This window comes from Kluyvera sp. NPDC087067 (genome assembly GCF_044745165.1).
GTDB lineage: Bacteria > Pseudomonadota > Gammaproteobacteria > Enterobacterales > Enterobacteriaceae > Kluyvera.
The window spans coordinates 49173-63980 of the sequence record NZ_JBIUZS010000003.1 but is presented as its reverse complement, the minus strand read 5'-3'; the positions used below and the strand labels follow the sequence as shown (position 1 = coordinate 63980).

The 14808-nt window shown below is 53.9% G+C and carries 13 protein-coding genes; 4 read left to right on the top strand and 9 right to left on the bottom strand.

Annotated features, from left to right (window positions below):
- The first annotated feature begins 27 nt into the window (after nt 1-27).
- Nucleotides 28-1158, top strand: a complete 1131-nt coding sequence (locus tag ACIPDS_RS09125; protein WP_400734819.1) for a YbdK family carboxylate-amine ligase — start codon at nt 28-30, stop codon at nt 1156-1158.
- Here the strand turns inward: ACIPDS_RS09125 and ACIPDS_RS09120 are convergent.
- Nucleotides 1153-2943, bottom strand: coding sequence for a diguanylate cyclase (locus tag ACIPDS_RS09120; protein WP_400734817.1), 1791 nt, complete (start codon nt 2941-2943; stop codon nt 1153-1155). The two genes, ACIPDS_RS09125 and ACIPDS_RS09120, sit on opposite strands and share 6 nt — an antisense overlap.
- 112 nt (nt 2944-3055) lie before the next feature.
- Nucleotides 3056-4165 carry an AI-2E family transporter gene (locus tag ACIPDS_RS09115; RefSeq protein WP_166516144.1) on the bottom strand — a complete coding sequence of 370 codons (1110 nt, stop codon included), beginning with the start codon at nt 4163-4165 and terminating at the stop codon, nt 3056-3058.
- A gap of 234 nt (nt 4166-4399) precedes the next feature.
- Here ACIPDS_RS09115 and ACIPDS_RS09110 point away from each other — a divergent pair, with 234 nt between their 5' ends.
- From ACIPDS_RS09110 to ACIPDS_RS09100, 3 genes are all read left to right on the top strand, one after another.
- Nucleotides 4400-5638, top strand: coding sequence for an MFS transporter (locus ACIPDS_RS09110; RefSeq protein ID WP_400734815.1), 1239 nt, complete (start codon nt 4400-4402; stop codon nt 5636-5638).
- 243 nt (nt 5639-5881) lie between these two features.
- Nucleotides 5882-6859: a DUF1852 domain-containing protein gene (locus tag ACIPDS_RS09105; RefSeq protein ID WP_400735568.1), complete on the top strand. Its 978-nt coding sequence runs from the start codon at nt 5882-5884 to the stop codon at nt 6857-6859.
- Nucleotides 6860-6886: 27 nt separating this feature from the next.
- Complete coding sequence (locus ACIPDS_RS09100) at nt 6887-7918, top strand: methionine synthase (protein ID WP_400734813.1); 1032 nt, start codon at nt 6887-6889, stop codon at nt 7916-7918.
- A 47-nt stretch (nt 7919-7965) separates the two neighbouring features.
- Here ACIPDS_RS09100 and ACIPDS_RS09095 read toward each other — a convergent pair whose 3' ends face one another.
- The 7 genes from ACIPDS_RS09095 to nuoI form a co-directional block, all read right to left on the bottom strand.
- On the bottom strand, nt 7966-8361 hold the full coding sequence (locus ACIPDS_RS09095; RefSeq protein ID WP_166516140.1) for a VOC family protein: 396 nt from the start codon (nt 8359-8361) through the stop codon (nt 7966-7968).
- A 98-nt stretch (nt 8362-8459) separates the two neighbouring features.
- Nucleotides 8460-9917, bottom strand: coding sequence for an NADH-quinone oxidoreductase subunit NuoN (gene nuoN / locus ACIPDS_RS09090; RefSeq protein ID WP_166516139.1), 1458 nt, complete (start codon nt 9915-9917; stop codon nt 8460-8462).
- Nucleotides 9918-9923: 6 nt separating this feature from the next.
- The gene (gene nuoM, locus ACIPDS_RS09085) at nt 9924-11453 is read right to left on the bottom strand and encodes an NADH-quinone oxidoreductase subunit M (RefSeq protein WP_400734810.1); all 1530 of its coding nucleotides are present in this window, start codon (nt 11451-11453) and stop codon (nt 9924-9926) included.
- 100 nt (nt 11454-11553) lie between these two features.
- Nucleotides 11554-13395: an NADH-quinone oxidoreductase subunit L gene (nuoL, locus tag ACIPDS_RS09080; RefSeq protein ID WP_400734808.1), complete on the bottom strand. Its 1842-nt coding sequence runs from the start codon at nt 13393-13395 to the stop codon at nt 11554-11556.
- Complete coding sequence (nuoK, locus tag ACIPDS_RS09075; protein WP_035892477.1) at nt 13392-13694, bottom strand: NADH-quinone oxidoreductase subunit NuoK; 303 nt, start codon at nt 13692-13694, stop codon at nt 13392-13394. Before nuoK ends, nuoL begins: the two co-directional genes overlap by 4 nt.
- Nucleotides 13691-14245 (bottom strand): NADH-quinone oxidoreductase subunit J, encoded by a 555-nt coding sequence (gene nuoJ, locus ACIPDS_RS09070; protein WP_062772586.1) that lies wholly within the window; start codon nt 14243-14245, stop codon nt 13691-13693. The genes nuoK and nuoJ overlap by 4 nt, the downstream gene beginning before the upstream one ends.
- 11 nt (nt 14246-14256) lie before the next feature.
- The gene (gene nuoI / locus ACIPDS_RS09065; protein WP_062772589.1) at nt 14257-14799 is read right to left on the bottom strand and encodes an NADH-quinone oxidoreductase subunit NuoI; all 543 of its coding nucleotides are present in this window, start codon (nt 14797-14799) and stop codon (nt 14257-14259) included.
- Nucleotides 14800-14808: the final 9 nt, after the last annotated feature.

Genomic DNA, 14808 nt, shown 5'->3' with positions numbered 1-14808 from the left:
ACGGGTATATTACAACAAGGTTAACCCATGAACGATATCCCCTTTAGATCATCAGCCACCCGCAGTCTGGGTATTGAACTTGAGCTACAACTGATTAATCTCGCCGACGGGCATCTTTCCGATAAAAGCCTGGAAATTATTTCGCTGTGTAACGATGATCCCCATATTAAAAAAGAGTTAACGCTGTCCACCATTGAGCTGAACTCTTCGGTGCACGATAGTCCGTTTCCCCTGTACGAAGAAATCAATGCGCTCGCCCGAAAGGTCGCGACGATCGCCAAAGAGAAACAGTGTGGGCTGTGCGGAGGGGGGCGACATTTTAGCAATATCTGGAAAAATCAGACGATAACGCCCACCAAACGTTATGCCGAACTTCACCAGCAGCAAGGTTTTTTAGCCAAATTGTCCTGCGTTTTCGGTCAACATATTCATGTCGGCGTGGGCTCAGGCGATGAGGCCATCTATCTTTGCCATGCCCTCATTCCCTATCTGCCGCATTTTATCGCGCTAAGCGCATCGTCACCTTACTACCAGTCTGAAGATACCGGTTTTGCCAGCTCCCGTTTTAGCGCCCTGAACTCTTTCCATACCTTTGGCCTGATTGAGCGTGATATCGATAACTGGGAGAAATTTATAGGTTACGTAGAAGAGTGTACGGAGCTTGAGGTGATTCATTCGCAAAAGGATATTTATTGGGAAGTGAGGCCAAAACCTGAACTTGGGACGATAGAGATTCGCGTCTGTGATACTCCCCTGACCCTCTTCCATGCCGCCATGTTAGGGGGCTATGCACAGCTATTGGTGAAATATTTACTGAAAAACCGGGTGTCTGGTGCCCAGGCGCGCAACGCGGTGACCCAAACCAATGCTTTTCAAGCCCAACGATACGGTTTTGAAGCGCAGTATATCGACATCACGAAGCGGGTACGCATTCCCTTAAGCGCGCATATCCAGCATATGTTCGATACGCTTGAAAATGGCGCCAATATCGAGGATAGAAAGGTGCTGAGCTATCTGTCCGCCTACGTTAAGCAAGGCATTAACGATGCCACGCGACTGCGGGAAAAAGTGCAAAGCGGGATGAGCGAGGTTGAGGTGGCCCGGGATTTAATGGAAATGCTGCTGCCGAGCGCCCATATCACCCACAGCCCCTCATAAAAGGGGCTGTTCCAGCATGCCGAAACTCACTATGCGCGAACGCCCCAGCTCTTTGGCGCGGTACAGCGCCACGTCTGCAGCACGCAGCAGGTTATCGCTCTGAATATGCTCCGGGTAGCTCGCAATACCGATAGACACATCCACATGGCCAATATCGGATACCCCAAAGCGCAGCGTCATTTCTCGCACGCCGTTAAAGATATCGGTAGCGATACGATTTGCGGCCGCGTCATCCATGCCGTTGAGCAACACTAAAAACTCCTCACCGCCGTAGCGGAAGGCCATCCCGCTTTTATTGACCACCCGCTGAATGATAGCGGCGACGCTTTTAATCACCCCATCACCCGCCTCGTGGCCATAAGTGTCGTTAATGGTTTTAAAGTGATCGATATCAATCATCAGGCAACTGAGCGGCTCTTTGTTGCGCATCGCCTGACTTAGCTGGTTGCTCAACGTATCGTCCAGATGATGACGATTACGTAAGCCAGTCAGCGGGTCGTAAAGGGCTTTCTCCAGCAGGGCTTCACGTAGCCGCTGATTGGCGAGCGCCAGCCCGAGCGCTTCAGCCATCAGCTCCAGATAGGCGCGGGAAGGTGCTGTTTCATGATTCAGATTCTGGAATGAGAGCAGGCCGATAGCCTCACCCTGGGCGATTAACGGCACGCATAAGGTCTCGTCATGAGACAGCTCAGGAAGGTGGTAGCACGCAATATCCGGCTCACCGTGAACCGGCGGATGACTTTGCCCACGGCGTACCGCCCAGCATTCATCTGGATGAAATGGCTCCGCGCTGCCCTTTGGAGCAAGCCATTGGGCCACGCAGCGCATCTGCCAGGGATCGCGGTCAAGAATATACAGCCGTCCGGCAATACCCGGGGCAATATTCGGCGCGAAAAGCTCTGCAACGTTGACCACATCGGCTAAATTTTCACAGCCCTGCAAGCGTTGGGTCATGCGCGCAAGCAACTCGCGTATTGCCCAGTCGGCATCACGCTCTCTCTCAAGCTGCTGCCGCACCAGGCCATTTTCGCGGAAAATGCGGATCGCCTGCGCCATATCGCCAATTTCATCAATCTGGTTAAAGTTGGGCGTTTCCACCGCATAATCCTGCGAGGCCAGACGATGAACCACGTCGCTCAGACGCACGACCGGGCGCAATACGCGACGTTTTAAAATAAAGCCGAGAACGAATAAAAACAGCAGCGCCGTCAACCCCACCATCACCTCGGACAAGGTACGCAGCGTGCGCGACATCTTCGTCGCATCCGCAATGGCGTTGCGGGCACGGTTATCCAGCATCTGATGAAAGTGGTCGATGCGATCCTGCGCCAGATCCAATTGCTGTTCATAAATTTTGCCGTACAGCAGTGAAACGGCCTGTTTCTCTTCGCCATTGGCGATATCGTTAAGCGCGGTTTGCTGCTCGTCTTGTAAGGCGTCGACGACTTCAAGCCCCGAGCGCAATAACGCAAGCTCTTCCCCGCTCGCCCCCGCATCTTTTAGCACCGCCATTCGCCTGTCGATTGTTTTGAGCCCCGATTCATGTTGTCGATAGGCGTTGAGAACTTCCGGGTCTTTACCAATAACGTACAGGCGTGCCAAATCGGACAGCGCCCAGGCATCCTCGTCCACCGCGTCTGTGAGCTGGTCAAAAATCTGCCGCTGTTCTACCGCCCGCCGCTCGGTATTGTCTGCGTTTGACGCCATCAGCATGACGATACCTGAAGCCAGGGTGAGACAGACCGTCGCGCTATAGGCCCAGTTTGTGATCGTGGCAATTCGCACCGGATGTTTCCTTTTACGACGAAAATAGTGAGGCCTGATTGAATTATAGAAAACGCCTGATTTTAGGTGAAAAAAAAGGCGACCGAGGTCGCCTTAAGTTGTCGTCTTTACATTACAATTCTGGCGGGTTTTTACCCTCTTCAATAAATTCTTCGTCCAGCGATTCAGCGTTACCCGCATGATCCCGCCCGGAGAACAGGTTCCAACAGGCCAGGAAAAGCGCAGCAATAAGCGGGCCGATAACAAAACCGTTAATGCCGTAAATCTCCATCCCGCCAAGGGTAGTAATCAGAATCAGGTAGTCAGGCATTTTGGTATCTTTCCCCACCAGCAGCGGGCGCAGGATATTGTCCACGAGGCCGATAACCACCACGAAGAAACCCACGATAAACAGCCCCTGCCACAATTGGTGAGTCGCAAAGAGGTAAATCGCCGCCGGTACCCAGATAATGGCTGAGCCCACGGCGGGAACCAAAGAGAGGAAGGCCATCAACACGCCCCACAAAATGCTGCCGTCGATGCCAACTATCGCAAAAGCAATGCCGCCGAGCGTCCCCTGCACCGCGGCCACCACCGCCGTCCCTTTTACCGTAGCCCGGGTCACGCCGACAAACTTGGAAAACAGATGCTGTTTTACAAAATCAGAAAGCGGCAATGAGTCCAGAATCTGGCGTACCAGATATGGCCCATCTTTGAGCAGGAAAAACAGCAGATACAGCATAATGCCAAAGCTGATGGCAAACCCAAATGTGCCTTTACCGATAAGGAATGCGCTGCCAGCGAGATACTGCCCACCCTGTAAGGCGAATTCCGAGAGTTTTTTCTGAATTTGCGTCGCGCTGTCCAGATTGTGCTCAATCAGGAAACCTTTCGCCCAGCGAGGAAGGTGAGAAAAAATACTCGACACCACCTCCGGGAATTTCGAGGTGCTTTGCTGCAGCTTGCTATCCAGCATGCTGAGTTCAAGCGCGAGTGACGATAGCATCGCCATCAACGGAATAAACACAATCAGGCAGATAATGCCGATAGTCAGCAAAGACGCCAGCCCATTGCGATCGCCAAGCGCGGTGCGCAGTTTATTTTTTACCGGGTTAAACACCACGGTTAATATCGCGGCCCATAAAATGGCGGAGAAATAAGGAGATAGCACATCAAAAAATGCCCAGGTGACGAGAGCAAGTACTAATACAAAGAAACCTTTAGTCAGTCCGTTAAAGCGCATTGATAAATCCTGTTACGTAGAAACTGTGTTCGACTATAGAAGTGTTTTGAGGATTTACCAATATGCGGCAAGAAGTTTCAGAACCCGGCACGTCGGTTTAAAGTCACGCCGTCAATCGCCAGCAACATAAACCGGCTCGCTGCACCCTGAAAAGCGCTGGATGGTAGATGATAGCGATGGTGAAAACATCGGCCCGTGATAAAGTACAGGCCTGAATCCAGATACCTAATCACCATGAAGAGCAATAATAAAAAACGTCACCCTTTCCATTTTGGCCCTTTTCGCCATCTCTTTTTTGCGCGCCTGCTGACGGTATTAGGCAATGGCATCGCCCCCATTGCGCTCGCCTTTGCGGTACTGGATATTGGCGGGTCAGTCTCTGATTTAGGGATTGTCGTGGCATCCCGTTCGGTGTTTAACGTGATATTTCTGCTACTCGGCGGAGTGCTTGCGGATCGTTATTCGCGTAGCCGCGTTCTGGTCACCTCATCCCTGATTGCCGCTCTTTCGCAGGCTATCGTTGCCGCGTCGGTGCTTGACGGCTCAGCGACGGTACTAAGCCTGGCGTTGCTGGGTGCCGTTAACGGTGCCGCAGCGGGTGTTGCCCTACCCGCCTCGTCGGCGCTGGTACCGCAGACGGTTCCGGCACAGAATTTGCGCGGCGCAAACGCGTTAATCCAGCTGGGTATTTATAGCGGCACGGTGATTGGCGCTTCGCTTGGGGGTATTTTAATTAGCGCGGTCGGGCCCGGCTGGGGGCTGGCGATTGATGCGCTGGGCTTTGCCGCCGCCGCGCCGTTATATTTCTTTATTCGTATTGCCGCCATCCAGGCGAATTCATCGTCAAGCCATATCCTGCACGACCTTAAAGAGGGCTGGCATGAATTCGCCAGTCGCGCCTGGGTATGGTCGATTGTTGTTCAATTTACCATTATTAATGCCGCATTCAGCGGTCTGGTGATGGTACTGGGCCCGGTGATTGCGGATGCCTCTTTTGGGCGAGCCAGCTGGGGGATAATTATTGCTGCACAGAGCGTGGGTCTTATTGTCGGTTCCACCCTGGCGCTGCGCTGGCGGCCACGTCGCGATCTTTTTATCGGCGCGATGCTGGTAGCCCTCTGCGCGGTACCCATTTTCCTGCTAAGCCTGCCGGCGTCAGCGCCGTGGCTTATGGCCGCCTTTTTTATGGCTGGCGTCGCTTTTGGCCTCTTCGGCGTCTCCTGGGCGCATTCGTTGCAAACCCATATTCCGCCGGAAAAACTGGCGCGGGTTTACGCCTATGATGCGGTAGGCTCATTTATCGCCATTCCCTTTGGCGAACTTGTCGCCGGGCCGCTTGCCGCACAGTACGGCAGCCACCATGTGTTGCAGGTCGCCGCAGTGGCCGTCATCATCGCGACGGCTGGCGTCTGCCTGGTACCGGCTCTCAGACAACTTGATAATTCTTCACGCATTAACACGCACGTTGTTTAATCCTGCCTCCTTCCCGGGTGCCCGCCCGGGACGTGATTCACCACACTCGGCTTTTTCTACAGCGATCATGAAAATGGCTCATGTAGAATGAAATTAAGTCGCTTTCACTCATCGATCCGCTCTGGCATAAATACATCATATTAACTTGTTGGCAACATGAAAAACCGTGAGCTGCGGAGCATTAATTCATTTTGAATCAATAAGTAACAATCATTTATGCGGGCACGGGGATGCAGGTTTACGATGAATACAGATTTTACATTTAAAATTTCACGCAGTATTTTCGATGAAAATTATAACCCTTCTGAAAATACCCGTATTACGACTAATTTTGCGAACTTAGCCCGTGGCAAAGATCGTCAGGAGAACCTGCGCAATACCCTGGTGATGATTAACAACCGCTTTAATACGTTAGCACATTGGGATAACCCAAAGAGCGATCGTTATTCTGTTGAGCTGGAAATCATCTCCGTGGAAATGAATATTGGGGACAATGCTGACGCTTTCCCGGCGATCGAAATACTCCAAACCAATATTATTGATAAGAAAACCCATGAGCGCATCGAAGGGATTGTGGGGAATAACTTCTCCTCTTATGTGCGGGATTATGACTTTAGCGTTTTATTGTTAGACCACAATAAAAACCTGCCTGAATTCAGCATCCCGGAGAATTTTGGCGATTTGCATGGCAATATCTTTAAGCATTTCATCCGCTCAGCGGAATTCCAGGCAAGTTTTCACAAACCACCGGTGATCTGCCTGAGTATTTCCAACAAAAACAACTATGAACAAACCGGTAATCGCCATCCTGTATTAGGCATTGAATATCAGCAGCACGGTACTTCGCTGACGGAAAAATATTTCAGCAAAATGGGCTTAAAGGTGCGTTACTTTATGCCTAAAAACAGCGTGGCGCCGTTAGCCTTCTACTTCGCTGGTGATTTGCTGAGTGATTACACGGATCTCGAACTGATCGCGACCATCAGCACCATGGAAACGTTCCAGAAGATTTATCGACCTGAAATTTATAATGCAAACTCTGCGGCCGGATACTATTTCCAGCCGAGCCTTAATCACCAGGATCATTCATTAACCAAGATTGTTTACGATCGGGAAGAGCGTAGCCAATTAGCGATTGAACAGGGCAAATTCACGGAAGAGCACTTTATCAAACCCTATAAGCAAATCCTTGAACAGTGGTCTGCTCAGTACGCTATTTGATTAAAACAGAATATAAGGTCATTTATTATGAAAAAATTACTGCCAACATCGACTGCCGGTAGCCTGCCGAAACCTTCATGGCTTGCACAACCGGAAACCCTGTGGTCTCCGTGGAAGTTGCAAAACGAAGCGTTAATTGAAGGCAAACAGGATGCTCTGCGTCTGTCTTTAGCCGAACAGCTTCACGCCGGAATTGATATCGTCAGCGACGGTGAGCAAACGCGCCAGCACTTTGTCACCACGTTTATCGAGCACTTAAGCGGCGTTGATTTTGAAAAGCGCGAGACCGTGAGAATTCGCAATCGTTATGACGCCAGCGTGCCCACGGTGGTCAGCGCCGTTGAACGCCAAAAACCGGTGTTCGTGGAAGATGCGAAATTCTTACGCCAGCTCACCAGCCAGCCTATCAAATGGGCACTGCCGGGGCCGATGACCATGATCGATACGCTTTACGATAACCACTATAAAAGCCGTGAAAAACTGGCCTGGGAATTTGCCAAAATTCTCAATCAGGAAGCTCGCGAATTAGAGGCGGCGGGCGTGGATATTATCCAGTTTGATGAACCGGCTTTTAACGTGTTCTTTGATGAAGTGAACGACTGGGGCATTGCCGCATTAGAAAGAGCCGTTGAAGGGCTGAAGTGCGAAACCGCAGTGCACATCTGCTACGGCTACGGCATTAAAGCGAATACCGACTGGAAAAAGACCCTGGGTTCAGAGTGGCGCCAGTATGAAGAAGCGTTCCCTAAACTCCAGCAGTCGTCGATTGATATCATCTCACTGGAGTGCCATAACTCACGCGTACCGATGGATTTACTGGAACTGATTCGCGGTAAAAAAGTGATGGTGGGGGCGATTGATGTGGCAAACCACACCATTGAAACCGCCGAGGAAGTGGCCGACACGCTGCGTAAAGCGCTGCAATTTGTCGATGCCGATAAGCTCTACCCGTCAACCAACTGCGGCATGGCACCTCTGCCGCGCCACGTGGCCCAGGGCAAGCTCAACGCGCTGAGCGCGGGGGCGGAAATCATTCGTCGCGAGCTGGCGGCGAAGTAACGTCATAACATGCAGGCGATCGCCATGATCGCCTGTTGTTACGCGGGCTACGCGTTCTGATAAAGATCCCAGCGGTTGCCATACAGATCTTCAAACACCACCACCGTACCGTACTCCTCCTCACGCGGCGCTTCACAGAAATGCACGCCTTTCGCCTTCATGGCATGGTAATCGCGCCAGAAATCATCGGTCTGTAGGAACAGAAAGACTCTTCCACCGCATTGGTTGCCGATAAAACCTTCCTGCCGTTCGTTGGACGCGCGCGCCAGCAGCAGATTACAGTCGCTTTCCGGGTTGGGTGATACCACTACCCAGCGTTTGCCCGGCTGTGGCGTATCTTCAACAAGCGTGAACCCTAGTTTATCCGTGTAGTACTCAATCGCGCGGTCGTAGTCGTCGACCACGATGGCGACGTGCCCCAGGCACCGTTTTTGCGTTCTCATTCGTTGCTCCATTCAGATTCATACGCGAATACCCTACACGTTTTCACGCATAAAAAAACCGCCGATAAATCGGCGGTTTTTCACATCATCACGCTGGATTACATCAGCGGCATCGCCAGCTGAACAATACTAATCAGCGGCTGCGGATAAATACCCAGCACCAGCACCAGCAGTGCGGAGATAAGCACCACAATCCCGCCCGCGCTGTACTGCCAGTTCGATGGCGCATCGCGGTTTGGTTTTTCCGGCGCGCTCAGGTACAGGCTCACGGCTACGCGCAGGTAGTAGTACAAACCAATCGCGGAACCGACAACCACGGCACCTACCAGCCACCACAGATGCGCTTGCACACCCACGGCCAGCACGTAGAACTTACCGATAAAGCCGAGCGTCATTGGAATACCGGCCAGAGACAGCATCATCACGGTCATCACTGCCGCCAGAATCGGACGGTGCCAGAACAGACCACGGTAGGCGAACAGCGATTCAGCATCCGGGCCACGGTATGGGCTGGACATCAGGCTCACTACGCCAAATGCGCCGAGGCTGCTGAACAGATAACCGGCCAGATACACGCCGACGGTTTCCATCGACATCTCACCGCTGTGCAGAGCAATCAGCGCCACCAGCAGGTAGCCGAGGTGAGAGATTGAGGAGTAACCGAGCAGACGCTTGATGTTGGTCTGGCTCAGCGCCATCAGGTTACCGAAGATGATGGAAGCGAAGGCAATAAGGCCCAGCACCACGCGTACCGCTTCGCTGTCGCCCACCGGGGCGTACAGGAACAGACGCATCACCACGCCAAAGATAGCAATCTTGCTGGCGGTGGCCAGGAAGGTTGAAACCGGCGCAGGCGCACCCTGGTAAACGTCCGGCGTCCACAGGTGGAAAGGCACCAGTGAAAGCTTGAAGCCCAGACCAACAATCATCATCCCCAGACCCGCCAGCAGCAGCGGTTCGTGGAGCATGTTATCGCCAAGACTCTTACCGAGCGCGACGAAAGACAGGTTGCCGGACTGTGCGTACAGCAGCGCCATACCGAACAGCAGGAACGACGAGGCAGCGGCGGACAAAATGGTGTACTTGATACTGGCTTCCAGTGAGCGTTTCTGACGGAAGGCATAGCCCACCAGCCCGAACAGCGGCAGAGAAATCAGTTCAATACCAAGGAACAGCGCCGCCAGATGGTTGGCGTTCGCCAGCAGAATGCCGCCCATGGCCGCAATCAGCACCAGCAGGTAGAACTCTTCCTTGTTGTCGGTGTAGCCCTCAAGCCACGGATAGGCAAAGGTACAGGTGGCAAGGCTCGCCAGCAGCACCAACCCGGTGTAGAACATGGCGTAGGCGTCAACGCGCATCAGCGGCGTCACATCCATTGCGCCCGCCTGACCGACGAACCAGAGCGAAACCAGCGCAGCGTTAAGCCCCAGTACCGACAGCGTGGCATTGAGGAAGTGATTGCGTCGCCACGCAATGGAGAGCATCACAACCACCACCGTCAAGCCGACGATCAGCAGCGGTAATAGCGCGATCAGTTGTTGTGGAGTTATTGTCATGGCGAATTACGGCCTTGTAGTAGTAACGGAATTAACAAACCACTGCTGGATGTTACTCATCGCAGAATGTGACGTGTCCAGAATCGGCTGCGGGAAGAAGCCCAACAGCACCAGAAGCACGACCAGCAACAGGACGATAAACAGTTCACGCAGCGACATCCCTGGCAGTTCTTTTGCAGCAATCTCGGTTTTAGCTTTACCGAAATAGGCGCGGTGCAGCATAGCCAGCGAGTAGACGGAAGCAAAGACCAGACCGAAAGTGGAAATCACGGTAATCACCGGTACCACTTTGTAGCTGCCGAAGAGGATCATGAATTCGCCGACGAAGTTACCGGTGCCCGGCATCCCCAGCGTACAGACCGCGAAGAACATCGAAAGCGCTGGCAACCATTTAATTTTGCTCCACAGACCGCCCATCTGACGCATATCACGAGTATGCAGACGTTCGTACAGCTGACCACAAAGAATAAACAGACCGGCAGCGGACAGACCGTGCGCAATCATCTGAATTACCGCGCCCTGGTACGCCAGCTGGCTGCCGGTGTAGATAGCAATCAGCACGAAGCCCATGTGGGACACGGAGGTGTAGGCAATCAGACGTTTGATGTCGTATTGGGTAAATGCCATCCATGCGCCGTAGAAGATACCAATAACGCCCAGCCACATGGCGATTGGCGCAAATTCAGCAGACGCGTTCGGGAACAGCGGCAGCGCAAAGCGCAGCAGACCGTAAGCCGCGGTTTTCAGCAAAATACCAGCAAGGTCAACGGAACCCGCAGTCGGTGCCTGGGAGTGAGCATCCGGCAGCCAGCCGTGCAGCGGCACCACCGGCATTTTCACCGCGAAGGCGATAAAGAAGCCCAGCATCAGCAGATATTCCACACCGTGCGACATTGGCGTTTTCAGCAGGTCTTCATAGTTGAAGGTCCAGACGCCGGTAGCACCGTGGTGAACAAACACCAGCCCGAGGATAGCAATCAACATCACCAGACCACTTGCCTGGGTGTAGATGAAGAATTTGGTCGCCGCCGTGATACGCGTTTTACCATCGGAAGCCTTGTGGCCCCAGAGCGCTATCAGGAAGTACATCGGCACCAGCATCATCTCCCAGAAGAAGAAGAACAGGAACATGTCGATGGCGAGGAACACGCCGATTACGCCGCCCAGGATCCACATCAGGTTGAGGTGGAAGAAGCCCTGGTATTTCTGGATTTCACGCCAGGAACAGAGCACCGCCAGCACGCCCAGCAGCCCGGTCAGCACCACCATCAGCAACGACAGGCCGTCTAATGCCAGATGGACGGAGATACCAAAGCGCGGGATCCACGGCAGAATAAACTCAGACTGCCACTGCGGCAGGCCGGTGGATTGTGTGAGCGAGTAGCCACCCTGCAACCACAGTTGCAAAGACAGCGCCAGCGTCAGTCCCATGGTGATCAACGCAATCCAGCGCGGCATCTTCACGCCAAAGCGTTCAGTCTGCCAGCAGAGGAAACCGCCGATAAAGGGAATCAGTATTAGCCAGGGTAATAACATGGCAATTCATTTCCTTATTCATCTATCCGGTGACGAAACGCCCGCCGGAACAGGAAAACAGCACGACATTTTCATGGGGAGGAAAAACCTCCCCAACGAATTAACGCAACACCATCAACAACACCAGCACCACCACGGCACCAATGCTCATTGACGCAACATACCAGCGCAGGTAGCCATTCTCGCTCATCACAAGGCCTTTGCCCGCAAAGCGAGAGAGGATAGCCGGAATGTTCATCAGCGCATTGAGCGGGTCGCTTTTCAGCAACCAGGCGATGCCGAGGAATGGCTTAACGAACACTTTGTCGTACAGCCAATCGAAGCCCCAGGCGTTGTACCACCAGGTGCTCAACAGACGGCCCGGCGCGCTGTTGGCGATAACGGTCACAAGCGTACGTTTACCCAGCCACAGCCATGCCGCAATCAGGATGCCCGCAATCGCCACCACGCCTGAGGTAATTTCCAGCGTCAGTACACGGCCGTGTTCAAGCTCGGTGGTAGACGGCAGAACGCCCTGTAACGGTGGCACGATCATCGCGCCGATAAAGGTCGACAGGATCATCAGCACAATCAGCGGCAGGTGGTGGGTAATCCCCTTCCCTGCATGCGCGTGGATCTGCTCTTTACCGTGGAAGACGATGAAGATCATGCGGAAGGTGTAGAGTGAGGTCATGAATGCACCGACCAGACCCGCCACCATCAGATTGATATGACCGTTTGCCATGGCACCGGCTAAGATCTCATCTTTACTGAAGAAGCCTGCGGTAATCAGCGGCAGCGCGGACAGCGCGGCACCACCGATCAGGAAGCAGGCATACACCAGCGGAATCGACTTACGCAGGCCGCCCATCTTGAAGATGTTCTGTTCGTGGTGGCAGGCGAGGATAACCGAGCCGGACGCCAGGAACAGCAGCGCTTTGAAGAACGCATGGGTCATCAGATGGAAGATGGCCGCATCCCACGCCTGAACGCCCAGCGCCAGGAACATGTAGCCAATCTGGCTCATGGTGGAGTACGCGAGAACACGTTTGATGTCGGTCTGCACCAGCGCGGCATAGCCTGCCAGCACCAGCGTAATCGCCCCGACAATCCCGACCAGATGCAGCACTTCCGGCGTCAGCAGGAACAGGCCGTGGGTACGCGCAATCAGATAGACACCCGCGGTGACCATGGTTGCGGCGTGGATCAGTGCAGAAACCGGCGTTGGGCCCGCCATCGCATCAGCAAGCCAGGTTTGTAACGGCAGCTGAGCCGATTTACCCACCGCGCCGCCTAACAGCATCAGGGTTGCCCACATCAGCATGTCGTTGCCTGCGGCAAAGTGCGCTGGCGCCAGTTCAACCATTTCGCGGAAGTTCAGCGTGCCCAGCTCGTTGTAGAGAATGAACAGCGCGAACGCCAGGAACACGTCACCGACACGGGTCACCACGAAGGCTTTCATGGCTGCGGCACCGTTCTTCGGATCGGTATAGTAGAAACCGATCAGCAAGTAGGAGCACAGGCCCACGCCTTCCCAGCCGAGGTACATCAGCAGCAGGTTGTCCGCCAGTACCAGAACCACCATGCTGGCGATAAACAGGTTGGTGTAAGCGAAGAAGCGGGAGTATCCCTCTTCCCCACGCATATACCAGGAGGCGAACATGTGGATCAGGAAGCCCACGCCGGTCACCACGGAAAGCATGGTCAGCGACAGGCCGTCCAGCACCAGGTTGAAGCCGATGTTGAAGTCACCTACGGACATCCACGTCCACAGCGGCTGGCTAAACGCCTGCTTGCCGCCCGCGAAGAAATCCATACCGGCATACGCCGTCACCAGCGCAGACAGACCAATCGACCCGATACCGATAGTGGCGGAAAGATTTTCCGACCAGCGGCCACGGGAGAAGGCCAGCAGCACAAAGCCAATCAAGGGGAAAATAATGGTTAAGGCAAGCATGTTCATCCGCGCAACTCACTTACTGAATCGATGTTCAGGTTCTGGCGGCGACGATGGAGCTGCAGCAGCAGCGCCAGGCCAATACTCGCTTCCGCAGCCGCAAGGGTAATGGCGAGGATATACATTACCTGACCATCGGTCTGGCCCCAGTAGCTACCGGCGACCACGAAGGCCAGCGCGGCGGCGTTAATCATGATTTCCAGCCCAATCAGCATAAACAGCAGATTACGACGGATAACCAGACCGGTCAGACCCAGCACGAATAAAATCGCCGCGAGGATCAGCCCATGTTGTAAAGGAATCATGCGCGTTCCTCCGTTTTCCTTTTCGCGCTATCGCCTGCACGATTGCTCAGCACTTCACCCGGACGGTCTTCACGACCGAGGTGGAAGGCCACAACCAGACCCGCCAGCAGCAGCATAGAGGCAAGCTCCACCGCCAGGACGTATGGCCCGAACAGGGCGATACCCACTTCTTTCGCGCTGATGGCGTTGCCGTCAATGCCCTGGTCGTTAATGCCGAGAATGGCGTAAACCATCACCGCGAGCAGCACGGCGGACAAAATCGCCGGGCCAATCCAGATTTGTGGTTTCAGCCACTGACGTTCCTGGGCGATTTCAGCGCCGCCCAGGTTCAGCATCATCACCACAAAGACGAACAGCACCATGATGGCACCCGCGTAGACGATGATCTCCAGCGCACCGGCGAAGTAAGCGCCCAGCGAGAAGAACACCCCGGCAATAGCCAGCAGCGAGATGATCAGATACAGCAGTGCGTGTACCGGGTTAGTGTGCGTAATCACTCGCAGCGTCGCGAGGACAGCAACAAGGCCACAGATATAAAAAGCGAATTCCATTGCCCCTCTCCTTACGGTAACAGGCTCTTGACGTCGATAGGCTTAGCTTCGTTCTGCGCTTCGCCTTTATCTTTGCCGTCGATTGCCATACCCGCCATCCGGTAGAAGTTATATTCCGGGTATTTGCCCGGACCGGAAATCAGCAGATCCTCTTTTTCGTACACCAGATCCTGACGCTTGTATTCGCCCAGTTCAAAGTCTGGGGTCAACTGAATCGCCGTGGTTGGGCACGCTTCTTCACACATGCCGCAGAAGATGCAGCGTGAGAAGTTAATGCGGAAAAACTCCGGATACCAGCGGCCATCTTTGGTCTCTGCTTTTTGCAAAGAGATACAGCCTACCGGGCAGGCTACCGCACACAGGTTACAGGCCACGCAGCGCTCTTCACCGTCCGGGTCGCGTGTTAACACGATACGGCCACGATAGCGCGGCGGCAGGTAGACCGGCTCTTCCGGGTACATTTGCGTTTCGCGTTTGGCGAACGCATGCAGGCCGATCATCCAGATACTGCGTACCTGGGTGCCGAAACCTACGATAATTTCTTTTAAGGTCATGGTCTCATC